Below are 25023 nucleotides of genomic sequence, written 5' to 3' on the forward strand. Positions count from 1 at the left end.
GTGCGCCGCTCCGAACGGCGACAAACGTCGGCCGAACATCCACCGGGCGACGGGCGGATGGCGAGCCGGCGTCGGCCAAGCGGTGATACGGGTGGTTTGGGCGTAGCATCCCACCGATGCCCTCCAGACCGGTCCAAAGAGACGCGCCACCGGACGCCCACTGGCGTCGGCGGTTGGCGGTATGGGCCGTGGTGGTGCTGGTCGGCGCGGTCACCATTGTGGTCGGCGGCCGGCTCCTGCTGGTCGACCTGCCCCGGGCGATGAGTTCGGAGAGCTCGGAGCCGCCGGGAGTGGACACCTCCCGGGCGGACCGTGCGAACACTGTTCCGGTAGCGATTCCGACCACCGACTACCCGATCCCACCGGGCAGCCTCTACGTCTCCCCCGCCGGGAATGACAGCGCGGACGGCGGCAAGGACACCCCCCTGCGTACGGTCGGCGCCGCCCTGGACCGGGTGCCCTCCGGCGGCACCGTGGTGCTCCGCGCCGGCGTCTACCGGGAATCCGTGGACGGGCTGGGAAAACCGTTCATCCTGCAGCCGTATCCGGGCGAGCAGGCGTGGATATCCGGCGCCGACGTGGTCACCGGCTGGGTCGCCGACGGGTCGACCTGGCGGCACGACAACTGGGATGTCCAGCTGTGCCACAGCTGTTTCCTGCCGAACATCATCGATCCGGCCTACCCGCAGGCCGGTTTCCCTGACATGGTGCTGATAAACGGCCAGCCATTGCGCCAGGTCGGCAGCCGCGACAAGGTGCAGGCCGGCACGTTCTTCGTCGACCAAAGCCGCCATGTCCTGTACGTCGGCACCTCGCCAGCCGGCAAGACGGTGGAATCGGCCGTACGCACCCAGTTCGCGGTGCTGGACTCCGGCGCCGCCGGCGCGGTCATCCGGGGCGTCGGATTCCGTTCTTTCGCGTCCAACCAGGACTACAAAGACCATCCGGCGATGGTCTCGGTCAATGCTCGGAAGGTCACTTTCGAAAAGGATGTTTTCCTCGGCTCCGCCGCCACCGGGCTGCTGATCGCGCAGCCGGACGCGACCATCAGTAGCAGCCTCTTCGACCGCAACGGCCTCGCCGGCATCGTCGCCAACAAAGCCGACAACATCAGGATCGTCGGCAACACCATGGTCGGCAACAACGCCGAGCATTTCGCCATCTCCGGTGATTCGGTGGGGGCCGCCGGCACCAAGATCACCCGTACCAAACGGCCGTACATCGCCAGGAACATCTTTCGGGACAACCACTCCAACGGCTGGTGGTGCGACCTGGGCTGCAGCGACGCGGTGGTGATCGGGAACCTCGCGAGCGGCAACCAGGTCAACGGCCTGTTCTACGAGATTTCCGCACGGGCCTTGGTCGCGTCCAACGTGATGGCGGGCAATGCCAAGCTGGGCCTGAAAATCTCCAGCTCGGACAACGTTCGGGTGGTCAACAACACGATGGTCGGCAACCAGAGCAACCTCGGCGTCTACAACGATCCGCGCGGACCGGACAGCGACCCGTACTCCAACGGCATGGGCCAGGTCTGGGACAGCCGCAACACCCGGCTGCTGAACAACTTGATGGTCGGTGACGTGGATTCCGACCAGCCGTTCGTGATCACCGCGGACTACAAGAACCCACCGCGGACCAGTGCCGCCCAGATGATCGTGGCCAGTGACGGCGGTTGTTACGTACGCGCCAACGCCCACCTTCCCAGCGTGCTGGTTTCCTGGTGGAATTCACCGTCCGATGTGGACGCGTACGGATCGCTGGCGCAATGGCGACAGGCCACCGGCTTGGAGGCACACGGCCAGGAACTGACCGGTGGGCCGGGCGATGTCTTCGTCAATCCGGGCGCGCTGAATTTCCGCCCACAACCCAGTTCCCCGGCCGCGCACGGCGGTCAGCCACTGCCGTCCGAGGTGGCATCCGCGCTTGGCCTGACGACGACGGCCAGCCCAGCTCGCGGTGCTCTGGTCGGGCCGGGCGTCGACTAAAGTTCTTTCGCGCGTTCGGCTGGTACGAGCACCACATCGCGGCTGCCATAGCGCGGAAGGGGCGCCGGGTTGGCCAGCTCGTCGGCGGTCAGCAGGTGCAGCGAGTCGTCGCCAATAGCGAAAACCAGATATCCGGTGGCGTGCAGGTCGCTGATCACTGCTCGCAGCCGCGGCACCTTTTTCAGCACCTCCACCACGATCGTGGGGCGGGTCTCGGCGATCCTCGACCGTACCGACTCCAGCACCTGGGCCTCATAGCCCTCGATGTCCAGCTTCAGCAGGTCCACACCGTCCACAAGGGACGACATGCGGACGGTCGGGACCGTGACCGCACGAGTGGACGGCCGGTTGCCGACGCCCTCGTTTCCGGCCGACAGATAAGCCCCAGTAGGCGCCGAATACTGTTCCTGGTCCGGCAGCGAAAGCTCCATCGTTTCCGGAGCGTCGTCACCCACCACGGCGGCCTGCACGATGTCCACATTCCGTAGTGCATTCAGCCGTACGTTCGCCCGTACGATGTCCGCCGACTCCGGATTCGCCTCCACCGCCACATATTTCGCGTCCGGCGCGGCCGCCGCGCCCTGCACGGTGTAGTAACCGATATTGGCGCCGAGCTCCAGGATCCCGGTGGCCCGCTCACACAATCGCCGCCACCACAACGTTTCGCAGCCCTCATAGCCGGATTCCCCGTACCAGTAAAGCAATCGGGCCAGCCGCGACTCGACCGCGGTGAGCCGCAGCCCCGGGTTGTCGGGAAGCGCGAAGTCGCGCATCGGCGCCAACGGCCGGTGCCGCAGCAGCGAAACCGCCGGCGCCCACAACCGCTGCTGGACGCCGGAGGATCCAGCGAACCGCCGGTGCACCTGTGCGACCACTCCCGGTGGCACCGCACGAAGGCCCCGCGACAGGCCCTGTCGAGCCCGTACCCGGAGCCGCGTACTTAATGGCAGTGTCATGCCACCATGCTAATTCAACTGGCGACCACTGCTGTGGAGTTCGGTGAGGAGCGGGCGTTCCCGTACGGATCGGAGACCCTGATCCGGTAGTAATGCGAACTGCCGCTGGCGAGGCCGGTGTCGGTGAACGACAGCGATGGCAGCGTCCAGAAATTCGTCGACGCGGTGGTGGTGTAAACCGGCGTCGACCCGTTGTCGCGGATCACCTCGTACGTGAGTTTCGCGTTGTCGCGGTCCCACGTGGTCTTCCAGGTCACCTTCAGCGTCTTGCTGCCAGCGGTGGCCACCGTGGGGGCCGCGAACGGCACCTCCGGCGCGTTGATGTCCGGCTTCACCGCGGTCGTCGCGAAATGCGTCAGGCCCTGCTGCGCGACCCCGCCGACCTGAGTGAACTCGCCGCCCACCCAGAGATATTTGTCGTCGTTCGCCATCGACCACGGGCCCTGCTTGTAATACGAGCTGGTCGGGCCGTAGTTGATCTGCGGGAACCAGTGCAGCAGCTGGTTTTTCGAGGCGCCGCCGGAATCCGCGGTCTCGGCCAGCAACCGCTGGTACGTCGCCGGGTTGGTCTGTCCCCAACCGCCCATCGAACTGCAGTCATGCGCGTGCGATCCACTGTAGACAACGCCGTTCTGCACCGCGATCGTCGTCGTGGCGCCGAGGCAGGTGTCCTTCCATAACAGCTTTCCGGTGGCCGTGTCGACCGCCAGCCGACCGTCGAAAACTCCGCCGCCTTCACCATGCGCGCCGGCGAAAACCGTCGGACCGACCACGACCACATCGGTGACACCGGAATACTGGGTGCCGTTGCGCGGCGGGATCGGCCGCGGGGTGCTCCATGGGGTGAGCGCGCCGGTGCCAGTGGAGCTGACCGCGCCGATGCTGTTTTCGTTGCTGCCGTTGAGATGGTCGAAGTCGCCGCCGACGATGACCCGACTGCCGTCGGTGCTGAGCGCCATCGTACGAACGGTGTTGTCCGTCGACGGGTTCCACGGCAGCAAAGCGCCGGTGGCCCGGTCGAAGGCGGCCAGCCGAGTCCGCGGCTGGCCGTTGACGGTGGTGAAGTTGCCGCCGATGTAGACCGTCGTCGCCGAGACGGCGACTGCTCGTACGCGACTGTTGATGGTCGCCGAAATCGGCTCCAGCGCGCCGGTGCTCAGGTTGATGCCGGCGAACCGGCTGCGGGCATGCCCGTCCACCGCGGTGAAATCGCCACCGAAGTAGACGGCTTTGCCGTCCGGCGCCGCCGCGACGCCGAAAATCGCGTCGCAGAGCCACTTGTTCGTACCCACCGAGTCGCATTCCGGGCCGGGGTTGGTCGTCGACGTGTACGCCGTTCCGGTCACCGGGTGATTGAAGGTGGTCGGCGCGCCGGAAGCGATGTCAAACGCGGCCAGGTTCGACCGGGACTGCTGGCTGGACGCGCCGGCCGCCGCGCCCGGCGGCCGGATATCGTTGAAGTTCCCGCCGGCGAAAACGGTCGACCCGGACCGTGCCAGCGCCCAGACGATGCCGTCCGTCTGCCACGTCGACAGCGGATCGGCGGTCACGGTGGCCGGGGTGCCGGCCGGTGGCGCGGTGTCGGCATTGGCCGGCACCGCAGCCGGCACCGCCAGCGCGAGACCGGCCGACAGCGCGACCGCGGCTGTCAGGGCACGAAATTTCCAGGACACTGGGAATCACTTCCTATTGTTGACAAGCCGCGGCCTGTGCGCTTACAAGCAGATGAACCACGGGCATTTGACGGTTACCGCGTCGCCGTACGGCGAGGAACGCTTGTTGTTGAACGGATCCGCGACCTTCACCCGGTAGTAGTGCGAGCTGCCGGTGACCAGACCCGTGTCCGTGAAGGAAAGCGTGGGCAGCGTCCAGAAATTCGTGTTCACCGTCGTGGTGTAGATCGGCGTGGTTCCGTCGTCTCGGAAAAGCTGGTACGTGGTGGCCGTGTTGTCCCGGTCCCAGGTCGCGTCCCAGCTGACCTTCAGCGAGGTTTTGCTGGCATTGGTGGCGACCGGCGCGGCGAAGGGCGCTTCGGGCGGGTTGATGTCCGGTGCCACGCTCTTGGGCGCGAACCGGGTCAAGCCCTGCTGGTCGACGCCGCCGACCTTGGTGAATTCGCCGGCGACCCACAAATACGTGTCGTCGTTGGCCATCGCCCACGGGCCCTGTTTGTAGTACGAGTCCGCCGGGCCGGTGTTCACCGAGGGGAACCAGTGCAGCAGCTTGTTTTTCGAGGCACCGCCGGAATCCGCGGTCTCGGCCAGCAGCCGCTGGTAGGTCGCCGGGTTGGTCTGCGACCAGCCACCCATCGAGCTGCAGTCATGCGCATGGGAGCCGCTGTAGACAATGCCGCCTTGCACCGCGATCGTCGTGGTGGCGCCCAGGCAGGTGTCTTTCCATTGGGTCGTACCAGTGTTGGTGTCCACCGCGAACCGGCCGTCGAAAACACCGCCGCCTTCACCGTGTGCGCCACCGAAAACCGTCGGTCCGACGACGACCAGCTCGGTCACGCCAGAGAACTGGCTGCCGTTGGGCGACTGGATCGGCCGGCTGTTCCAGGTGGTCAGTGCGCCAGTGCTGGCGTCCACCGCGCCGATCGCGTTTTCGTTGCTGCCATTGAGATGCGGGAAGTCTCCACCGACGATGACCCGGCTGCCGTCCGAGCTGAGCGCGAGCGTACGCACGGTGTCATCCGCGGCCGGTGCCCACGGCAGCAACGCTCCGGTGGCCCGGTCCAACGCGGCCAGCCGAGTCCTGGTTTGTCCGTCCACCTGGGTGAAATCGCCGCCAATGTAGACGGTCGTCGCCGAGACGGCGATTCCTCGCACCCGCCCGTTGATGTCCGGGGTCATCGCCGGGTCCAGCTGCCCGGTGGAAAGACTGACACCGGCCAGCCGGCTGCGCGGCTCGCCGTCGACGTGGGTGAAATCGCCGCCGAAATACAGCGCGCTGCCGTCCGGCGCCGCCTTGACCCGGAAAATTGCCTGGCAGAGCCATTCGTTGGTGCCCACCGAGTCACATTCGGGGCCCGGGTTGGTGGTCGAGCTATACGCCGTGCCGGTCACCGCGTGGTCGAAACCGGTCGGTTGCCCAGTGGCCACATTGAAGGCCGCGAGGTTGGACCTGGTCAGCTGGCTGGGATCGCCGTCAGCCGTGCCGGGCGGGCGAATGTGGTCGAAATTCCCACCGGCGTAAACCGTTCCGCCGCTCTGGGTGAGGCTCCAGACAATGCCGTTGGTCTGCCAGGTCGGCAGGTTGTCGGCGGTGACCGTCTCGGGCGTACCGGCCGGCGGCGCGGTGTCCGCGTGCGCGAGCGGCGCCAGCGCGAGGCTGGCGATCAAGGTCAGGGCAGCGCCAGCCGCGACGATCAGACCTCGTCGGAACCTGGCCTTTGGTGACGGGGACGCGGGCGACGATAACGCAGCTGGCATCTGTGGTCCTTGCTGGAAAGGGCCCGCGACGGCAGCGAAAGAGCCGCTCACGGAAAGCGATCGGTCCGCGCCACGCTAACTCTTTCCCACCATGGCGCGAATAGTCTGTTCGTCCACTCCAGATAGCCGGACCGCTATTCTTTATGACTCTTTCGACGGCCAATTGTGCGCGTTAATGAAGTGCCGAAAATCCCCGCAACAGCCAGCAAAACGGGCACAAAAACGCTCCGGGAGCCGCCCCTAAGGGCAACTCCCGGAGCGTACGGAAGATTCTTTTTTACTTGCTGATGGCTATGCCGGCACCGTGACGGAATTGGGGTTTGATCGGGTGTTGTGATACGGATCGCTCACTTTTACCCGGTAGTAGTGAGAACTTCCGGCGGCCAGGCCCGAGTCGGTGAAAGTCAGCGTCGGCAGGGTCCAGAAGTTGGACGTTGCCGTCGTCGTGTAGATCGGGGTCGTGCCGTTGTCACGGAAGACCTGATAGGTCAGGTCCGCGTTATCCCGGTCCCAGGTAGCCTTCCAGGTGACCTTCAGCGCGGTGCTGCCGACCGCGCCGACGGTGGCGGCTGCGAACGGCGTTTCCGGCGGGTTGGTGTCCGGCGCCACGCTCTTGGTCGCGAACCGGGTGAGGCCCTGCTGATCGGCGTCGCCGGCCCTGGTGAATTCACCGCCGACCCACAGGTAGTTGCTGTCCGCGACCAGTGCCCACGGACCCTGCTTGTAATACGAGGTTTCCGGGCCGTAGTTGACATACGGGAACCAGTGCAGCAGCGTGCTCTTGCTGCCACTGCCGGCGGTTTCGGCTACCAGCCGCTGATAAGTCGACGGATTCGTCTGCGGCCAGCCACCCATCGAGCTGCAGTCGTGCCCATGCGATCCGCTGTAGACAACACTGCCCTGCACCGCAATCGCTGTGGTGGCGCCAAGACACGTGTCCGTCCACAGGGTGTTGCCGGTATTCGTGTCGACCGCGAACCGGCCGTCGAAAACGCCGCCACCCTCGCCGTGCGCTCCGCCGTAGACGGTCGAGCCGGCCACCACCAGGTCTGTCACCCCGGAGTATTTGCTGCCGGACGGCGCCGGCACCGGCCGACTGTTCCACTGCGTCAGCGCGCCGGTGCCGGTCGCACTCACCGCGCCAACGCTGTTTTCGTTGCTGCCATTGAGTTTTGCGAAATCGCCGCCGACGATGACCCGGCCGCCGTCGGCGGACAGGGCCAGCGCCCGTACGGTGTCGGTCGCGGTCGGCGCCCACGGCAACAACGCGCCGGTGGCCCGGTCGAGCGCGGCCAGCCTCGTACGCGGCTGCCCGTTAACCGTGGTGAAGTCACCACCGATGTAGACCGTGGTGGCCGAAACCGCGATGCCGCGGATCCGGTTGTTCACCAGCGCGCTCATCTTGGCGTCGAGCTTTCCGGTGGTCAGGTCGAAACCGGCGAGCCGGCTGCGGGCCTGGCCATCCACGTGGGTGAAATCGCCACCGATATAGAGCGCCTTGCCGTCTGGCGAGGTCTTGGCCCGAAAGACCGCGTCACAGAGGTATTCGTCGGTGCCGATCGTCTGGCATTCCGAGCCGGGGTTCGTCTTGGAGACGTAAGCCGTGCCGGTCACCGCGTGCGCGAAGGTGGTCGGTTTTCCAGTCGCCACATCGAAAGCGGCGAGATTGCTACGGCTGAGCTGAGCGTAGTCGCCAGGCGTGGTGCCGGGCGGTCGTACGAAGTCGAAATTGCCGCCGGCGAAAACCGTCGAGCCGGCCTGCGCCAAACTCCACACGATGCCATCGGTCTGCCAGGTCGACAGTGGATCGGCGGTGACGGTTTCCGGCGTGCCAGCCTTGGGCGAGGTGTCGCCCCAGGCGGTGGCGAGCACGGACGCGACGGTCACCACGGCGATCGAGCCGGCGGCGACGGCCAGTGGCTTCCAGAGCCGCTTTCGGGCACCTGACATTGCGCAGCACCTTTGCTGTCCAGGACCTGCCAGCAGCGCGCCGTCGGGCTGCTCGAAAGCGATCGGTCGAAGCACAATGTAGCGCCGCTCGACCGGCCGAAATACGGTGGCCGGCGGTACGAACGATGTTCGCGGCAAACAAAACGGCGGCAGCAAAAGAAACCCTGACCGACAACCGGACATTACGCCATCATTCTCGTCAAAAACTAATGGCACCTTACGGCTCGACTCGTCCTTCCGGCCAGACTCGTCCTTCTAGTCAGAAAAGAGTGCCCTGTCAGTCGGCAGCGCGTCGAAGGTGTCCGCGAGCGCCCGGACGGCCTCTCGCGCGTCCAACCCTCTGCGGCGATGGTCAGCGGTGACACCTGGCCGCTGCTAATCGTACGATCGGCATATCCATCGATAGAGCTATCCATGGTTTCGGCGGGGTCGTGCCCGCATTGGTCGGCGACGGGATCGCGATCGCCCGTACGCTGGTCGGAATCGGTGTTATCTGGAGGAGAAAACGATGGACGTAGCCGCCACGCGCGACTGGGTGCACGGCATCGCCGCGGCCATCGACGAGCACACCGACCTGCTGACCCAACTCGACTCGGCGATCGGCGACGCCGACCACGGCGCGAATATGCACCGCGGGTTCGCCGCCGTCGTGGCCGCGCTCGAAGGCCGCGAGGTGGCCACGGTCGGGGACCTCCTCGTGACCACCGGCATGACCTTGATCAGCAGCGTCGGCGGCGCCGCCGGACCGCTGTTCGGCAGCGCTTTCCGGGCCATCGGCAAGGCCCTCCCTGACCCCAACGCCGACCCGAAACAGCTGCTGGTGGGCTTGACCGACGGTCTCGCCGCGATCCAGCGGCTAGGCGCGGCGGCGCCCGGCGACAAGACGATCGTCGATGCGTACGCGCCGGCGCTGGCCGCCTTCGAAGATGAGCTGGCGGCCGGCGGCGACCTCGTTTGCGCCACCTCGCGGGCAGCGGAAGCGGCCGAGAAAGGCATGCGGGCGACCGCGCCGCTGGTCGCCCGCAAAGGCCGCGCGTCCTATCTCGGCCAGCGCAGTGTCGGCCACCAGGACCCGGGCGCCACTTCGACCGCGCTGATCTTCCGGGCCCTCGCCGAGGCGGTGGCCGGCCGGTGAACAGCGCCGCCCCCAAAATGGAGCGGCGCTGCTTTTAGCCTGAACTAGTTGTTACCGGCCGAGTAGTGCGTACCGACCTGAAGTGCGGTCAATGCGGTCGGATAGAAGGCCACATCGTCAATGCCACCGTGGAACCAGTTGCTCGCCGGCACGCCCGGCCAGTACGCGAGATTGTCGCCACCCAGCCGCCAATAACCGGTAATGGCCTGCGCGGTCGTCGTCGGGTTGGTCCCCACCAGCGCACCATCGACGTAGAGCGCCATTCCGGTCGCGCCCTGAGTCGCCACCACGTGATGCCATCCACCACTCTGGTACGAACCCGGCGACGTGATGGTCTGCGGCCCGTTATTCCACACACCGAACACCAGTTTCCCAGCGTTGTTGATATATATCTGCCGGTCGTAGTTGGTGCTGTTACCGGTGGCCGCGTTCCCAAAACCGACCAGTTTCCCACCGGTCGGATAGGCCGTACCAAACCAGAACTCGATGGAGTACGTGGTGGGTGCCGCAGCGGCGGACGGGGTGGTCAGAATGCCGTTCGAGGTCCCGTTCGTACGAATGGCCGCGTTCGGCAGCACTCCCGGCGCACCGGACTGGTTCAGCTGGATCCCGCTGCCGAATCTGCCGGTCTTGGAGCCGGTCGCGTCGGCCGCCGTGGTGCCACTCTTTTCGTTCAGTTGCCAGTAAGGACTGGGCCCGGACGCGGCGACCGCACCGCCGTACCTGCCCAGCGGGCTGACCGACCCGGCCACCGCGGCCGAGGCTGGTGACGTACGCGAATTACCGAACGGATCGGTGACTTTCACGGTGTACGTATGCGAACTGCCGGCGGCGAGGCCATTGTCCACATATCTGAGCACTGGCAGCGTCCAGAAATTCGAGTTCGCCGAGACGGTGTAGATCGGCGTGCTGCCACCATCGCGGTAAAGCGAATAGGTCAGGTTCGCGTTGTCCCGGTCCCAGGTGGCCTGCCAGTTGACGCCCAACGAAGTCGTGCCGCGCGGGGTCACCATCGGCGCCAGCATCGGCTCCGGCGGGTTGACGTCCGGCGCGGTGGCCTTGTAAACGTACCGAGTGAGGCCCTGCTGTGGCTGGCCGTTCGCGGTGGTGAACTCGCCGCCGACCCACAAATCGGTGTCATCGTTGGCCATCGCCCACGGTCCCTGCAGATAGTACGAGTTCGGCGGGCCCGGATTCACGGTGGGGAACCAATGCAGCAGCGTCGGTTTGGCCGCACCGTGGGAATCCGCGGTCTCGGCCAGCAATCGCTGATAGCGGCGCGGGGTCACTTCCCCGAAAGCGCCCAAATCGCTGCAGTCGTGCGCGTGCGAGGCGCTGTAAAGAACGCCCTTCATCAGCGCGATCGCCGAGGTCGCGCCGTAACAGTTGTCTTTCCAGATCAGGTTGCCGGTGTTCACGTCCGCGGCAAAGCGGCCGTCGAAAATGTTCGGACCGTGGCCGTTCGCGCCCGCGTAGACGGTGTTTCCGTCCACCACCAGGTCCCAGACGGTCGAATACGTGTCGGCGGCGGTGTTCCGCGGCGGCACCGGCCGGCTGCTCCAGGGCATCGTCGCACCGGAGGTGGCGTCCACCGTCGCGATGCCGTTGATCGTGGTGCTGTTGATGTGGTCGAAAACGCCGCCGACGATGACGTGCGATCCGTCTGTACTCAACGCCATGGTGTAGACCGTGTGATCGGCGGTCGGGGCCCACGGCAGCAAAGCACCGGTGGCGCGGTCAAAAGCGGCCAGCCGGGTCCGAGGCTGCCCGTTGACGCTGGTGAAATCGCCACCAATGTAGACAGTCGTGTTGGAAACCGCGATGGCGCGTACGCGACTGTTGATACTTGGCGCGAGGTTCGTCACCAAGGCACCGGTCGCGAGGTCGTACGCGGCGAGTTTCTGCCGCACCTGCCCTTCGGCGTGATCGAAGTCGCCACCCAGGTAGATCGTCTTGCCGTCCGGGGATGTCTTGACCCGCAACACTTCCTTGCACACGTACGTGCCGGTACCGGCCGCGTCGCACTCGCCGGGAGACGGATTGCTGGCCGCTGCGAACGGCGTTCCGCCGATGTCCGGCTGGAAGGCGGTCGGGTTGCCGGTCGCGATGTCGAAAGCCGCGACGCCGTGCCGGACCTGCTGATGGGAGTCGCCCACCGAGGTGCCCGGCGGCCGGATCGAACCGAAGTCGCCGCCCGCGATAACCGTGGAGCCGGACCGTGCCAGCGCCCACACGATCCCGTCGGTCTGCCAGGTCGGCTGCGGGTCCGCGGTCGCGGTTTCCAGGGTGCCGGCCGGCGGGGCGGTGTCGGCGGCCACCGGCCCGGCCGCGCCGATGCCGGCGACCAACACCGCGGCCACCGCGAGGACAAGCATTTTCGGTCTGTGTCTGGCGAAATATCCGAGTCTCACCGTTGAGGTCCTTCCGTCAGAAGCTCCGCGATAGCCGCGCGATAGCCGTCCGGCGAGAAGAGTCGGACCGCTCTTTCCTGTCCTTGTTGAGCCATTTCCCGGGCCCGCGGCCAGTCCTTGACCAGGCCGGTCACCGCGTCGGCCAGCGCCGCCGGGTCGCCGGCCGGCACCACCAGCCCGGTTTCGCCGGCCGCCACCGCCTCCACCAGACCTTGCGCGTCGGAACTGACCACCGGGCGTACGGCCAATTGGGCCTCGACCGCGACCAGTCCGAACGGCTCCAGCCGGGACGGCACCACCACGATGTCGGCTCGCTCGTACGCGCCCCACACATCGTCGGTGAAACCAGCGAAAGTCACCGCATCAGACAGGCCACGGTCGCGTACGCGATCGCGTAGGGCGGCCTCGAATGCTTCGTTCCCTGGAAAAACCGAGCCCACCAGCTCCAGGGTGGCCGGAATCCCCCGCTCGACAAGCAAACTCAGCGCGTCGATCGCGACGTCGGTGCCTTTACGCTCGGACAGCCGGCCGACATACAGCAGCCCCAACGGCGTCGAGGGGCTGGCCGGAAGATCCTTCAGCGGCCGGGGCGGGCCTGGAACCCCGTTGTAAATCAACACGGTTCGGCGAGCCAGCCGGCGGCTGCCGGCGGACAGGAAGTCCTTGGTGGCCGCGCTGTTGGCGATCACCTTGCGGGCCGCCCACAACGGACCAGTCAGTCCGAGTCTCACCAACCGGCCAACGCCAGCTTCCAGTTCGTGCACGTGGCCGATCACCGGGCGACCGGCTACCCGGCCAGCCAACACCCAAATCGGAATCGTCACGGTGTTCACGTACACGACACTTGGTTTGACCTTGCGTACCAACCGAACGCAGGCCGGCAGCGCGACCGCACTCTCGCGCAGAATGCGCAAAATGCCGCCGGCGGACAGATATCCGCGGCGCAGCACCGGCACCGGCAGCACCACAACCCGCGCACCAAGCTCTCTCACCCGATCGCTTAACGGCCCATCGGCCGGCACGGTCACCACGACCTCGATGCCTCGCTCACACAGCGCGGCCACGGTTTCGATCGCCATTTTGTCGGCGCCGTAGAGATCGGTGGAGGGATTTGCGACCAGGACTGCCCTTTTGCGCATTAACGCGGCCTCACCGGCATCGGGCGGGGCGTCATCGGCACCGCGGGGGACTGCGGGCCGGCCTGTCCGACAGGCGCGATCCGTTCACTGTCTGCGCGCAGCAATTCGGTCCAGGCCACCATCACGAAAAGCCAGGTGCTCGCGACATTAGCGGCGGCCCCGAGGCTCTCCACGAACATGCCGTCCACCACCAGGAAGGCGACCAGTCCCAACAGAATAGCCCTATCTGGGGCGATCGAGGGCGGAATCCGGCGAATGCGATAAAGCGTGAAGACCATCATCACCAGCAGCCCCACCCAGGCCACCGTGGCCACCAAACCGCCGTCCACCAGCACATTCACCAGCGCGTTGTGACCGCCGCCAAGGCCAATGGTCTGCAGGAAAAGTCCGCGGGTCGCGGTCAGCCCCCAGCCAAAGAGGGGCTTTTGCACAAAAAACTCCCACGCCTGCGCCCACAGGTCGGTACGGGAATTCAGCGTCTCCAGCCGGGCGACCGATTCGCCGCGCTGGAAAAAGGCCAGGATCGCCGGCGCCGCGACGAGCGCGACCAGGCCGGTCACCAACCCGGCCACCAGGGTGATCTCCATTTTGCGGCGGCCCCGCCAGAACGTCCAGCCGAGCACCGCGAGACCGGCCGCCGCACCCACCACCGCGCCGCGGGTCTGGGTCGCGATCAGTCCGCCGCCGACCAGCGCGAGCAAAAGGAGATAAACACTCAGCGGCCAGCGCGGCCCTTCCCGGTCGCCGCGATGGCTCAACAAATAGCCGACCACGATCATGGTGGCGATGCCGAGAAAAATGCCGGCCGTCACCGGGTGGATGGCCAGCCAGCTGAACCGGCCTTCCTCCTGCTGGGCATGTTGAAACGGAATAATGGCACCAAAGACGACAGAACCGGCAACCAGCACGAGGAAGGCGTGCGCGAAATTGTGCAACTCCCGACGGCCGGCGTGTTTGGCAATACAGCGAGTGACGACCAACACAATGACGAATTGCGCGGCGCGTACGAGCGCGAGCTGCGTGTACGGCGAATAAAGCGCTGAGACGGCCATCACAGTTACGTACGCGTACAGCAGGAAAACCATCGGACTGACCCGGCGAGGGCGCGGCGGACGGCCGTAGCGTAAAACGCAAAAAGCCCCAACTGTCAGATATATGACGATTTCCAGTAACACAAACGGATCTGCCTGACCACCCACCGCATCGTCGACCGACCGGGTGCGCACTTTGTAGTCGCTGGCCACGATCATCGCCAGCAAACACACCGGAACCCACTGTTCCCAGCGCTGAATGACCTGGTCACGGACCAGATGCAGGCGAAAACCAGTGCGGATGACCGCGGCCCGGCCGACCACTCGCCGGGCCGGCGTGCCTTCGGTCGCCATCAGAACCTCCCGGGCGCAGCGTAACGATCAGCCGGATGGACGATAAGGAGAAGCCGTAAATTCGATCCATTCGGACCGGCACCTGGATACGGTCGGTGGGGTGCTGTCCAGAGTGGCTGGGCGGCGATCGGGTGAACAAAGAATCGTCTCGCCGGCGGCCGTCCGGACAGGAGTTTTATGCGGATAGCACTGGTCGGCACCCGCGGGGTGCCAGCCCGGTACGGCGGTTTTGAGACCTGCGTGGAAGAAGTTGGCGCCCGGTTGGCTGGTCGCGGGCACGATGTTCTCGTCTACACCCGGCGTGCGGGCGACCCCGCGGACCGGTTGAGCAGCTATCGCGGAATGCGGCTCACGCATCTTCCAGCCGTACGTCACAAAGCGCTGGAAACTCTCAGCCACACCGCGTTGTCGGTCGCCCACCTGCTGACCCAACGCGTCGACGCGGCCATTGTTTTCAATGCAGCGAACGCATTGTTTTTGCCGCTGCTGCGGATGCGCCACATTCCGGTGGCCACCCACGTGGACGGCCTGGAATGGAAACGCGCGAAATGGGGCGGCGCTGGCCGGCGTTACTACCGGGCCGCCGAAGCGATGGCGGTCCGCTGGTCGGATGACCTGATCGCCGACGCGATCGGCATTCAGGAGTACTACCAGGACGAGTTCGGCGCCGGCTCGGACTACATCGCGTACGGCGCACCGATTCTGGACGGCATCGGCTCGGCCAAGCTGGCCGAACTGGAAGTCGAGCCCGGTGGCTATCACCTGGTGGTGGCCCGATTCGAGCCGGAAAACCATGTCGACGTGACCGTGGACGGATATGTACGCTCCGGCGCCAAACGGCCGCTCCTGGTGGTTGGATCCGCGCCATATGGCGCGGAACACACCGCGCGGATCCGGGAGTTGGCCGCTGGCAACGACAGTGTCCGGTTCCTCGGCGCGGTGTGGGACCAGGAACAACTCGACCAGCTTTACGCTGGCGCGTACACATACCTGCATGGCCATTCCGTTGGCGGTACGAATCCGTCGCTGCTGCGCGCGATGGGCGCCGGCGCACCGACGATCGCTTTCGATGTTCGCTTCAACCGCGAGGTGCTGGGTTCGGCCGGCCGCTATTTCGCCGACGCCACCGCGCTGGCCACCGAGATCACCGAGGCCGAAGCGGACCCGGACGGCACCGCGTCGCGCGGCCGGGGATCCCGGGCCGGGGCGGACCGTTACGACTGGGACGCGGTGGCCGAGAAGTACGAGCAACTGTGCGACCGGCTGGCCCGAGGCATCCGCCAACCACGGGTGTCCGGCCGTCGCGGCGCCCCGCATCGCGCACCGCTGCGGGCGGCCGTGGTCGCGTCGACCGGCACGGAGGACTGAGCATGCTGACCGGCTTCACCTTCGGGCTTTTCGATCTTTTCCACGTCGGCGACCTGGACCTGCTCCGGCAGTCCGCCGCGCGCTGCGACCGGCTGGTGGTCGGCGCGTACACGGACGAACTGGCCGAGCACACCTGGCGGTCCACGCCGTACGTGCCGCTGGCCGAAAGGCTGGACATTCTCGCCAACCTGCGCTTCGTCGACGACGTGATCGCGTTGTCATCGCTGGACATTCCGGCCGCCGCCGAGGCGGTCGCGGCCGACCTGGTGATGGTCGGTCCAGGCCGGGACGGCACGCCGACCGCCGACCAGCTGAGCCAGTCACTGACCGGCATCGGGGTTGTCACGATCGAGCCGAAGGCCGAAACTGGCAGCCCGATCCTGCGACAGGCATTGGACGCGGACTGGACGGCGGTGGCATGACAACCAGCGAGGGCACTGGATTCCGGGACGCGCTGCGCAGGCTGCCAGCGGCGCAGAAAAGCGCCAAAGGCGCGCCCGCCTATTCACGTTTTGTGAACCGCAAACTCGGCCGCTATCTGGCCGCTTTCGCCTATCGCGTACGCATGTCGCCCAACCAGGTGACGATCATCAGCGCGCTGTTCAGTTTCGCCGCCATCGCGATGATCGCGCTGGTACGCCCGTCGCTGCCGATGGGCATCGCGGTCTGCCTGCTGCTGGTCATCGGCTACGCGTTGGACTCCGCCGACGGGCAGCTGGCCCGGCTCACCGGCCGCGGTTCGCGGGCCGGCGAGTGGCTGGACCATTTCGTGGACAGCGCGAAAATCGTCACGCTGCACGCGGCCGTCCTGGTGTCGTTCTACCGATTTTTCGCGCTGCCACCGGCACTTCTGTTGATCCCGCTGGTCTTCTGTTGCGTGGCAACGGTGTTGTTCTTCGGGATGATCTTGAAGGACCTGCTCCGGCGGGGCGTCACGGCCAAACCCGTCGGGCGGCCGTCGATCGTGCGATCGGTGCTGGTGATTCCCACCGACTACGGTTTGATGTGCCTGGTCTTCGTGCTCTACGGCACTGGCCTGGTTTTCGTGGGCATCTACGGTTTCCTGCTAGTCACCAACGCACTTTTCCTGGCCGCCGCCGGAATCAAGTGGTTCCGGGAGATCGCCGCCGCCGACGCGGCGCAGGCGCCGGCGCCCAATGCCGACGTGGTCCACAAACCGCTGATCGCCGACACCGTCATCAACATCCCCGCCGGCCGTACGCCCAACGCCGACGCCATCACCAAAAGCATCGGCGGCAGCGCCATTCCCGGGCGGCACCCGTGACGGTCGTCGGCTATGTCCCCGGCGCGTACGACATGTTCCACGTCGGCCACCTGAACATCCTGCGCCGGGCCCGCGAAGGCTGTGACGTTCTGGTCGCCGGTGTGGTCACCGACGAGACTGTCGTACGAGCAAAGGGAAAGCCGCCGGTCGTACCGCTGGCGGAGCGGCTGGAGATCGTGTCCGCCATCGCCTTCGTCGATCGCGCGGTCACCGATCTGTCCACCGACAAGCGGGTCATGTGGGAGCTGCTCAAGTTCGACGTGCTTTTCAAGGGCGACGACTGGAAAGGCACCGAAAAGGGCCGCCGACTGGAGGCCGACATGGCCTCCGTCGGCGTGCGCGTCGTCTACTTTCCGTACACCGCCCACACCTCCAGCACCGCCCTGCGCGCTCTCATCGCCCGCTAGTTGTCTTAGTGGATGTAATCTTCGAGGCGTCCGACGGAAAACCCGGGAGAGGCGGCGACCGCGGCCAGCAGCACGTGCATGTCACGCTCGAAGTCGGGCGTGAAGTGCATCAGCAGGATCATCCCGGGATAGAGCGGATTGTGCGGGCCGAAGGCGTGTTGCGCGATGTAGAGCGTGCCGCCGATGACCGAACCCTCCCAGAGGGTGTTGGCGGCGATGCCACCGCAGCTCTGGATGACTTTCAGCGTGGTCAGGTCATATTCGCCGTACGGCGGACGGAACAGGGTCGGCCGGCGGCCGGCGACGCCCTGGAGTTTGTCGACCGAGCCACAAATCTCGAAGCGTTGTACGTCCTCGGGCAACCCTTTGAGTTTGCGGTGTGACTGGGTGTGCGCCTCGATGGTGGCGCCTTCGGGCTGCAGGCTGCGAAAGAAATCGGCGTGCTGCACGGCCGGTGACGAGATCAGGAAAAGCGAGGTCGGAATGTGTGCCTCTTCGAGCACCCGGGCCGCCTCCGGCGGCTGGTAACCGCCGTCGTCGATGGTAATGAAAACGACGTTCCCGTTGACCGGGACTCGCAGGACGGTCTGCGCGTACTCACCGCCGGCGGCCGCGCTGAACGGCACCGGCCGTGGCGCTGGCGGCAGCTGCGGCATCGGGCCAAGGTTGCCGCTGACCCGCGGCGTTTGCCCGTACGAGTCAGGAAGCTCGGCGCCGAACGGCGGCGGGATGATGGGCGGCGCGGCGGTGGCCGCGCCGGGTGCGGCCAGCGTGAGCAGCAGGCCAGCGAGCGCGAGCCCGGCCCCGGTCCGGAGAGTACGCATGTGAGGAAATGGTCCTTTCGCACCCTAAAAGTAAAATGGATGCTAAAAGGCTATCAATACGCTCCCGCGCTGCGAACGACAGCGGTGACGGTGCGCAACAGGACGACCAGGTCGAGGGTCAGCGACCAGTTCTCCACATAGCGCAGGTCGAGCCGCATCGAGTCTTCCCACGACAGGTCGGCGCGGCCGCTGACCTGCCACAGGCCGGTCACCCCCGGCTTCACCACCAGGCGGCGCATCAGGTCGTCGGGATATTCGGCGACCTCGGACGGCAGCGGCGGGCGCGGTCCGACCAGGCTCATCTGGCCGGCCACCACGTTGAAAAGCTGGGGCAGCTCGTCGATGGAGAAGCGACGGAGCCACCGGCCAAGCGGGGTCACCCGGGGATCGTGCCGGATCTTGAAAAGCAGCCCGTCGTGCTCATTCAACGCGGCCAGCTCGCCGAGCCGGCTTTCCGCGTCCAGATACATGGTGCGCAGTTTGAGAATGGTGAAATTCTCGCCGTCCTTGCCGACCCGGGTCTGCCGGAAAAACGCCGGACCGGACGAGGTGACCCGGATCGCCAGCGCCACCGCGAGCAGCAGTGGGGAAAGCAGGATCAGCAGCAGCGAAGCGGAAAAGACGTCGAAAAGCCGCTTGATCATCCACCGGCTGCCGGCCAGCTCGGCGTGGTCCAGGTGCAGCATCGGCAGCCCGTCGATCGGGCGCAGGGACGTACGCGGGCCGGCCACATCCAGCAGCGCGCCGGCCACGATGATGTCGGTGCCGGTGCTTTCCAGCGACCACACCAATCGGCGCAGCATCGCCGAGCTCAGCTCCGGACAGGGCAGGATCGCGACGGTGTCGGCGGCCACGTCGATGACCGCGCGGGTGATGGTGTCGAAAGTGCCGACCACCTCGATGCCGTCGACGCTGTTCCGGCCGTCTCGTTGTGGTGGCACGCAAACTCCGACCACCTGCATGCCGTGATATTGATGCCGGGCCAACTGACGATGCAGCTCACCGACCGTGGTGTCGTCGCCCACCACAATGACGCGGCGCATGCAGCGGCCGTGGGCGCGCTCTCGTACGAGCCAGCGCCGCAAAAGATAGCGACCAACCAGAGTTGCGACGGTAACCGCGGGCAGAACAACGACGACGTAACCGCGGGCCAGCTCTATGCTCGCCACGTATGAGACAAAGGCGACCGCGGCGGTCAGCACCAGGCCTGCGTTGAGTACGCGCCGGTATTCCTCGTTGCCGACGAAAAGATAACGCGACTCGTACGCCCGGGCGAACATCAGGACCAGCAACCAGATCGCCGGGAAGAACGCGCTGCCAATGACGTAAGCCCAGGCGTGGTGCGGAATCGAACCGAACCGGATCCAGAATCCGAGCCCGGCCGCGACCACCGCGGCGGCCACGTCGACCAGCGTCAGCAGGCTGACATAACGCTGCTCCCAGTCGGTTTTTTCGACTCGTACCGGCAAGGCCGGCAGTTCGTGCACGTCGGCGACCGGGTCCGGCGCCAGCACGGCCTGGCTGAAAGCGAACTGACCTCGGCCTTTGCGCCGGGACGGGGCGAGCGCGTGGGTCAGCGAGAGCCGCCGGCCGGTCGGCTCCGGCGGGCGGACAGCCGCGAGCGTCACGGTCTGGTCAGTGGTCTGGGGATCTGTGGTCACACCCGGCGCCCTTCGTCAGAACGCGCACATCTGGACGAACCAGACCACAAGACAGCACGCCGGTCAATCGCCCTCCCCATCGCGGGACCTGTTTCCTGACCCTATGGGGACAAAGCATGTGCCGGAACATACTTACGCAGCGGGAACAATGACTGATCGGATGAATTCCTGGTAACACCTGGCAATCACCGTCATCACGGACAGCTAATTTGTGGTCTGTCCGCTTACCGAACAGCGACCAGTGTTCTCGCCGGTGACAGAGTTTTCCGCGGGACGTACGAGAAAAGTAATGAACCAGTACGGAATTCGATGGTCCAGATCACAAAAAGAAATTCAGCTGACTCCGCCGAACAGGCTGGTGACCGATCCGTCCGAAAACACCTCGCTGATAGCGCGCGCGATCAGTGGCGCGATCGACAGCAGCGTCAGTTTGTCCAACTTCTTCTCCGGCGGCACCGGCAGCGTGTTGGTCAGCACCACCTCGCTGATCCGGCTGTTCTTCAGCCGCTCGGTGGCCGGGTCGGACAGCACGCCGTGGGTGGCCGCCACGATCACGTCACCAGCGCCCGCGTCGAACAGCGCGTCGGCCGCCTTGCAAATCGTGCCGCCGGTGTCGATCATGTCGTCGACCAGCACGCACGTACGGCCCTCGACCTCGCCGACGACCCGGTTCGCCACCACCTGGTTGGGGATCAGCGGATCGCGGGTCTTGTGGATGAAGGCCAGCGGGCAGCCACCCAGCTCGTCGGTCCACCGCTCGGCCACCCGGACCCGGCCGGAGTCCGGCGCGACCACCGCGAACTGGCGGCCCTCGTACGTCCGCTTCACGTAGTCGGCGAGGATCGACAGCGCGAACAGGTGATCCACCGGGCCGTCGAAGAACCCGGAGATCTGCGCGGTGTGCAGGTCGACGGTGAGGATCCGGTCGGCGCCGGCGGTCTTGAACATGTCGGCGACCAGCCGAGCCGAGATCGGCTCCCGGCCGCGGTGCTTCTTGTCCTGGCGCGCGTACGGGAAGAAGGGCAGCACGACGGTGATCCGCTTGGCCGAACCGCGTTTGAGGGCGTCGACCATGATCAACGCCTCGACCAGCCACTGGTTGATCGGCGTGGTCATGGACTGCACGACAAAGGCGTCCGAGCCGCGTACCGACTCCTCGAACCGGACGAAGATCTCGCCGTTGGCGAAGTCGTACGCGGCGGTCGGGGTGGGCTGCAACCCGAGGTGTGCGCCAATCTCGTCCGCCAGCTCCGGATAGGCCCGGCCGGAGAACAACATCAGGCTCTTGCGGTTTTCGGCTTGCAGGCTGTTCACGATGACTACTCCCCCTGGTTTTGCTCGGCCGCGGCACGCGCGGCGGCCTCGGCCGCCGCGGTCCCCGGCCGCTTGCGCTCGACCCATCCCTCAATCACCCGCGGCTTGGCACCCGGTATGGCCAGCGCCCCCGCTGGCACATCGCCCAGGATCACCGTCCCGGCGCCGGAATACGCCCCGTCGCCGATGGTCACCGGCGCCACGTACATGTTGTCCGACCCCATCCGGCAGTGGCTGCCGACCACCGTCCGATGCTTGTGCACGCCGTCGTAGTTCACGAAAACGCTCGCCGCGCCGATGTTGCTCTGCTCGCCAATGGTCGCGTCACCCACGTACGACAGGTGCGGGACTTTGCTGCCCGCGCCCACCTGCGAGCCCTTGACCTCGACAAACGTGCCGATCTTGGCGGCCGTGTCCAGCACCGTACCGGGCCGAAGGTAGGCGAACGGGCCGACGCTGACCCGCTCGCCGATCCGGGCGCCCATGCAGTGCGCGCGGATGACCTTCGCGCCCGGGCCGACCAGGGTGTCGGTGAGCGTGCTGTCCGGGCCGATCTCGGCGCCGGCGGCCACGCTGGTCTCGCCATGCAGCTGGACGCCGGGCAGCAGCACCGCGTCCGCCGCCAGCTCCACCGTCACGTCCACCCAGGTGGTGGCCGGGTCGATCACCGTCACGCCGGCGGCCATCCAGCGGCGCAGCACGGCGTCGCGCAGCAGCGCGCCGAGCCGCGCGAGCTCGATGCGGTCGTTGCAGCCCAGCGCCTCCTCAGCGGCTCCCGCATAGGTCCCGACGCCACGGCCTTCGCGTACGAGCATTGCCACCGCGTCGGTCAGGTATTCCTCACCCTGCGCGTTGGTGGTCGACAGTCGGGACAGCGCATCGCGCACCGCGGCCGCGTCGAAGACGTAGATGCCGGCGTTGATCTCGTGGATGGTCCGCTGCAGGTCGTCGCAGTCGCTTTCCTCGACGATCTCGGCCAGCTCTCCGGCGCCGTCACGGACGATCCGGCCAAGGCCCGTCGGATCCTCGACGCGCGCGGTCAGCACCGTACCCGCGCGGCCCGAGGACGCGTGCTCGGCGACCAGCCCGGCCAGCGTGTCCTGGCGCAACAACGGCACGTCGGCGTTGAGCACGACGACCGTGCCGGCGTTGGCCTCCAACGCCTCCAGCGCCACCCGCACGGCATGGCCGGTGCCGCGCTGCTCGGCCTGCACCACCGCCTCGGCGGCCGGCGCGATCTCGGCCAGATGCGCTTTCACCTCGTCGCGGCCGTGGCCGACGACCACCACCGTACGGTCAGCACCGAGCGGGGCCGCCGCCGCCAGCACGTGCCCGAGCAGCGAACGTCCGCCGATCTCGTGCAGTGCCTTGGGAATCGTCGACCTCATCCGCTTGCCGTGGCCAGCGGCGAGAACGACGACGGCGGCCGGACGGACACTCCTCACGCGGGTTTCCCCTTCCAGCGTATTCACCAGGTCACATGGTAGTAGCCCGTACGCCGGCCCTTCCGTGGGGCGTACCCGTCGCGAACTCGACGTTTTCGTCCCCGACACGCCGGTTTGACGACGAAAACGTCGAGTTCGGGCGCGGAGGTCGACGGCCTCAGCGGGAGGGGCGGAGGGCGTGTACGACAGGTGTGTCGTACCAGACTGCTCGCAGGATCCCGCGATGGCGATATCGCCGCAGCAGGAGCAGCGGGGGGCTGTCCTGGTGGCTGAGTTCCACCGCGACCGCGTCGATGGTCTCCTCGCGCAGCCGGGTGTCGTAGCAGACCACCACCGCGCGATGGGCCTCCAAAGACACCGACTCGCGGAGAATGGAGAGGGCTTCGTCGACGTCTTTGGTGTCGACCGGGAGCGGCGTGATCTCACCAGAGGCGGACAGTTGGTAGCCGTACGGACGGAAGCGACCCGTCCATCGGATCGACCGGTCCGCCGGGCGAACGGCGTCGGTCAGCAGCCGGTCCAGGTCCTCGCGGACCGGCGCCGGCACGGCGGCCGGCCAGGGCACCTCGATGACCACCAGTTGTGCTCCCGGGGTAGGAATCGAACCTACGTCGCTAGTCCAGATTCAAAGTCTGGCGGCCCCTGCCAACAGAGCAACCCGGGAATGACGCGTTCATACCGTACCGCCCCACAGCCAAGACGCTTTAACGTCGGGGGCACCTGTCACCATGGGGCAGTGACTGAGCAGCGCAGGAGAACCGTGGCAGCGGAGTCTCGGGTGCCCCGGGTCCGGATGACCGGCAAGCAGCGCCGCGAGCAGTTGCTGGATATCGGGCGCAGCCTGTTCGCCGAGCGGGGATACGAGGCGACCTCGATCGAGGAGATAGCGGCCCGAGCCAACGTCAGCAAACCGGTGGTCTACGAGCACTTCGGCGGTAAGGAGGGCCTCTACGCCGTCGTCGTCGACCGGGAGATGCGCCAACTGCTCGACACCGTCACCGGCGCGCTGACCTCCGGCCACCCGCGCATCCTGTTGGAGCAGGCCGCGCTCGCCCTGCTGACGTATATCGAGACCCAGACCGACGGCTTTCGCATTCTGGTGAGAGACTCGCCGGTCACCTCGGCGACCGGCAACTTCTCCAGCCTGATCGGGGACATCGCGAGCCAGGTGGAATACATCCTCGCCGCCAAATTCAAGGCTCAGTCGTACGATCCCAAGCTCGCCACCCTCTATTCGCACGCGCTGGTCGGGATGGTCGCGCTGACCGGGCAGTGGTGGCTGGAGGCGCGCCGGCCCAAGAAAGAGGAAGTGGCCGCGCATCTGGTCAACCTGGCGTGGAACGGCTTGTCGAACCTGGAGAAGAAACCGCGGCTGCGCGGCCGTCGCTGAGGTTTTCCGCGCTGCCAAGTTGCTGCCGGTATGGGCCAGCGGGAGAATCGCCTTATCAATGCATATGTCCCGTATGCGTAGATGAGGGGGAATGATGCTTCAAGCACTAATCGGTGGACTGGGCGCGGCCTGGACGTCGATCGCGACCTTCGTCCCGAAACTGGTCGGATTCCTGGTCATTCTGCTGATCGGTTGGCTGATCGCCAAGGGCGTGTCCAAAGCCGTACAGCTGCTGCTCACCCGGACCGGCTTTCCCAAGCTGATTGACAAGTCCGGGCTGGGCGCGATGATGAGCCGGGCCAGTTTCGACGCCACCGGGCTGATCGTGAAGCTGGTCTACTACTTCATCCTGCTGATGGCCCTGCAGCTCGCGCTGCTGCCGTTCGGCACCGACAACCCGGTGAGCGCGCTGCTCAACCAGGTGATCGCGTTCCTGCCGCGGATCGTGGTGGCGATCGTGCTGGTGGTCGTCGCGGCGGCGATCGGCAAGGTGGTCAGCGACCTGATCAGGTCCGCGTTGGGCAATCGCGCGTACGCGCCGCTGCTGGGCACCCTGACCCAGGTTTTCCTGGTGGCGCTGGGCATCATCGCGGCGCTGAACCAGTTGGACATCGCCACCACCGTCACCACCCCGGTGCTGATCTTCGTGCTCGGCACGATCGGCGGCATCCTGGTCGTCGGTATTGGCGGCGGCCTGGTCCGGCCGATGCAGCAGCGTACGGACGGCTGGCTGCACCGCATGGAGCAGGAGCTCAAGGCGACCACTCCGCCGCCAGCCGCGGCTGCGCCGACCCACCCGGTCAGCAACGGCACCGTCCCAGAGAACGGCACGATGGCCGGTGCGTACGCCGGCACCAATGGAGACCACCCCACCGAGCGCCTGCCGCACACTAACTAACCGTCACCAAGCTTTGTCCGCAACGCCCCGTTGCTTGCG

The 25023-nt window shown here is 66.4% G+C and carries 20 protein-coding genes and 1 tRNA gene; 8 read left to right on the plus strand and 13 right to left on the minus strand.

Annotated features, from left to right (window positions below):
* Positions 1–116 precede the first annotated feature (116 nt).
* Positions 117–1985, plus strand: a complete 1869-nt coding sequence (locus ABD301_RS21080) for a right-handed parallel beta-helix repeat-containing protein (protein WP_344312006.1) — start codon at positions 117–119, stop codon at positions 1983–1985.
* Here ABD301_RS21080 and ABD301_RS21085 read toward each other — a convergent pair.
* From ABD301_RS21085 to ABD301_RS21100, 4 genes are all read right to left on the minus strand, one after another.
* On the minus strand, positions 1982–2941 hold the full coding sequence (locus ABD301_RS21085) for an FkbM family methyltransferase (RefSeq protein WP_163569522.1): 960 nt from the start codon (positions 2939–2941) through the stop codon (positions 1982–1984). The two genes, ABD301_RS21080 and ABD301_RS21085, sit on opposite strands and share 4 nt — an antisense overlap.
* 14 nt (positions 2942–2955) lie before the next feature.
* On the minus strand, positions 2956–4614 hold the full coding sequence (locus ABD301_RS21090) for a PQQ-binding-like beta-propeller repeat protein (RefSeq protein ID WP_344312008.1): 1659 nt from the start codon (positions 4612–4614) through the stop codon (positions 2956–2958).
* Positions 4615–4656: 42 nt separating this feature from the next.
* A complete protein-coding gene (locus ABD301_RS21095) occupies positions 4657–6372 on the minus strand; it encodes a PQQ-binding-like beta-propeller repeat protein (protein WP_344312009.1) in 1716 nt (571 codons plus the stop codon).
* Positions 6373–6663: 291 nt separating this feature from the next.
* A complete protein-coding gene (locus tag ABD301_RS21100) occupies positions 6664–8322 on the minus strand; it encodes a hypothetical protein (protein WP_344312011.1) in 1659 nt (552 codons plus the stop codon).
* A gap of 508 nt (positions 8323–8830) precedes the next feature.
* On the opposite strand from ABD301_RS21100, the gene dhaL reads away from it, so the two are divergent.
* Positions 8831–9457: a dihydroxyacetone kinase subunit DhaL gene (gene dhaL, locus ABD301_RS21105; protein WP_163569515.1), complete on the plus strand. Its 627-nt coding sequence runs from the start codon at positions 8831–8833 to the stop codon at positions 9455–9457.
* A 44-nt stretch (positions 9458–9501) separates the two neighbouring features.
* Here the strand turns inward: dhaL and ABD301_RS21110 are convergent, their stop codons facing one another.
* From ABD301_RS21110 to ABD301_RS21120, 3 genes are read right to left on the minus strand one after another with little or no spacing between them, the layout of a single operon-like run.
* On the minus strand, positions 9502–11832 hold the full coding sequence (locus ABD301_RS21110) for a LamG-like jellyroll fold domain-containing protein (RefSeq protein WP_344312013.1): 2331 nt from the start codon (positions 11830–11832) through the stop codon (positions 9502–9504).
* A 32-nt stretch (positions 11833–11864) separates the two neighbouring features.
* Positions 11865–13007 (minus strand): glycosyltransferase family 4 protein, encoded by a 1143-nt coding sequence (locus ABD301_RS21115; RefSeq protein ID WP_344312015.1) that lies wholly within the window; start codon positions 13005–13007, stop codon positions 11865–11867.
* Positions 13007–14392, minus strand: coding sequence for an O-antigen ligase family protein (locus ABD301_RS21120; protein WP_344312016.1), 1386 nt, complete (start codon positions 14390–14392; stop codon positions 13007–13009). Before ABD301_RS21120 ends, ABD301_RS21115 begins: the two co-directional genes overlap by 1 nt.
* 177 nt (positions 14393–14569) lie before the next feature.
* On the opposite strand from ABD301_RS21120, the gene ABD301_RS21125 reads away from it, so the two are divergent.
* Genes ABD301_RS21125 through ABD301_RS21140 form a run of 4 tightly spaced genes read left to right on the plus strand, consistent with a single transcriptional unit; the run spans position 14570 to position 17452 of the window.
* Complete coding sequence (locus tag ABD301_RS21125) at positions 14570–15760, plus strand: DUF1972 domain-containing protein (protein ID WP_344312017.1); 1191 nt, start codon at positions 14570–14572, stop codon at positions 15758–15760.
* Positions 15761–15762: 2 nt separating this feature from the next.
* Entirely contained in the window at positions 15763–16182 is a 420-nt protein-coding gene (locus tag ABD301_RS21130; protein WP_163569508.1) for an adenylyltransferase/cytidyltransferase family protein, read from the plus strand.
* Complete coding sequence (locus ABD301_RS21135) at positions 16179–17045, plus strand: CDP-alcohol phosphatidyltransferase family protein (RefSeq protein WP_344312019.1); 867 nt, start codon at positions 16179–16181, stop codon at positions 17043–17045. Before ABD301_RS21130 ends, ABD301_RS21135 begins: the two co-directional genes overlap by 4 nt.
* On the plus strand, positions 17042–17452 hold the full coding sequence (locus ABD301_RS21140) for an FAD synthase family protein (RefSeq protein ID WP_344312020.1): 411 nt from the start codon (positions 17042–17044) through the stop codon (positions 17450–17452). The genes ABD301_RS21135 and ABD301_RS21140 overlap by 4 nt, the downstream gene beginning before the upstream one ends.
* A gap of 5 nt (positions 17453–17457) precedes the next feature.
* Here the strand turns inward: ABD301_RS21140 and ABD301_RS21145 are convergent, their stop codons facing one another.
* The 6 genes from ABD301_RS21145 to ABD301_RS21170 form a co-directional block, all read right to left on the minus strand.
* A complete protein-coding gene (locus tag ABD301_RS21145; RefSeq protein WP_163569507.1) occupies positions 17458–18276 on the minus strand; it encodes a polysaccharide deacetylase family protein in 819 nt (272 codons plus the stop codon).
* A gap of 53 nt (positions 18277–18329) precedes the next feature.
* Positions 18330–19937 (minus strand): sugar transferase, encoded by a 1608-nt coding sequence (locus ABD301_RS21150; protein WP_344312021.1) that lies wholly within the window; start codon positions 19935–19937, stop codon positions 18330–18332.
* Positions 19938–20270: 333 nt separating this feature from the next.
* Positions 20271–21251 (minus strand): ribose-phosphate diphosphokinase, encoded by a 981-nt coding sequence (locus ABD301_RS21155; RefSeq protein WP_344312023.1) that lies wholly within the window; start codon positions 21249–21251, stop codon positions 20271–20273.
* 5 nt (positions 21252–21256) lie between these two features.
* On the minus strand, positions 21257–22696 hold the full coding sequence (gene glmU, locus ABD301_RS21160) for a bifunctional UDP-N-acetylglucosamine diphosphorylase/glucosamine-1-phosphate N-acetyltransferase GlmU (protein ID WP_344312025.1): 1440 nt from the start codon (positions 22694–22696) through the stop codon (positions 21257–21259).
* Between the two features lie 157 nt (positions 22697–22853).
* Entirely contained in the window at positions 22854–23273 is a 420-nt protein-coding gene (locus ABD301_RS21165; RefSeq protein ID WP_344312027.1) for a hypothetical protein, read from the minus strand.
* An 8-nt stretch (positions 23274–23281) separates the two neighbouring features.
* Positions 23282–23360, minus strand: a tRNA-Gln gene (locus ABD301_RS21170).
* 129 nt (positions 23361–23489) lie between these two features.
* Between ABD301_RS21170 and ABD301_RS21175 the strand changes: the two genes are divergently transcribed.
* A complete protein-coding gene (locus ABD301_RS21175) occupies positions 23490–24086 on the plus strand; it encodes a TetR family transcriptional regulator (protein WP_344312106.1) in 597 nt (198 codons plus the stop codon).
* 94 nt (positions 24087–24180) lie between these two features.
* Positions 24181–24984, plus strand: coding sequence for a mechanosensitive ion channel family protein (locus ABD301_RS21180; protein WP_163569585.1), 804 nt, complete (start codon positions 24181–24183; stop codon positions 24982–24984).
* Positions 24985–25023: the final 39 nt, after the last annotated feature.

It is taken from the genome of Fodinicola feengrottensis, assembly GCF_039530045.1.
Classification (GTDB): domain Bacteria; phylum Actinomycetota; class Actinomycetes; order Mycobacteriales; family HKI-0501; genus Fodinicola; species Fodinicola feengrottensis.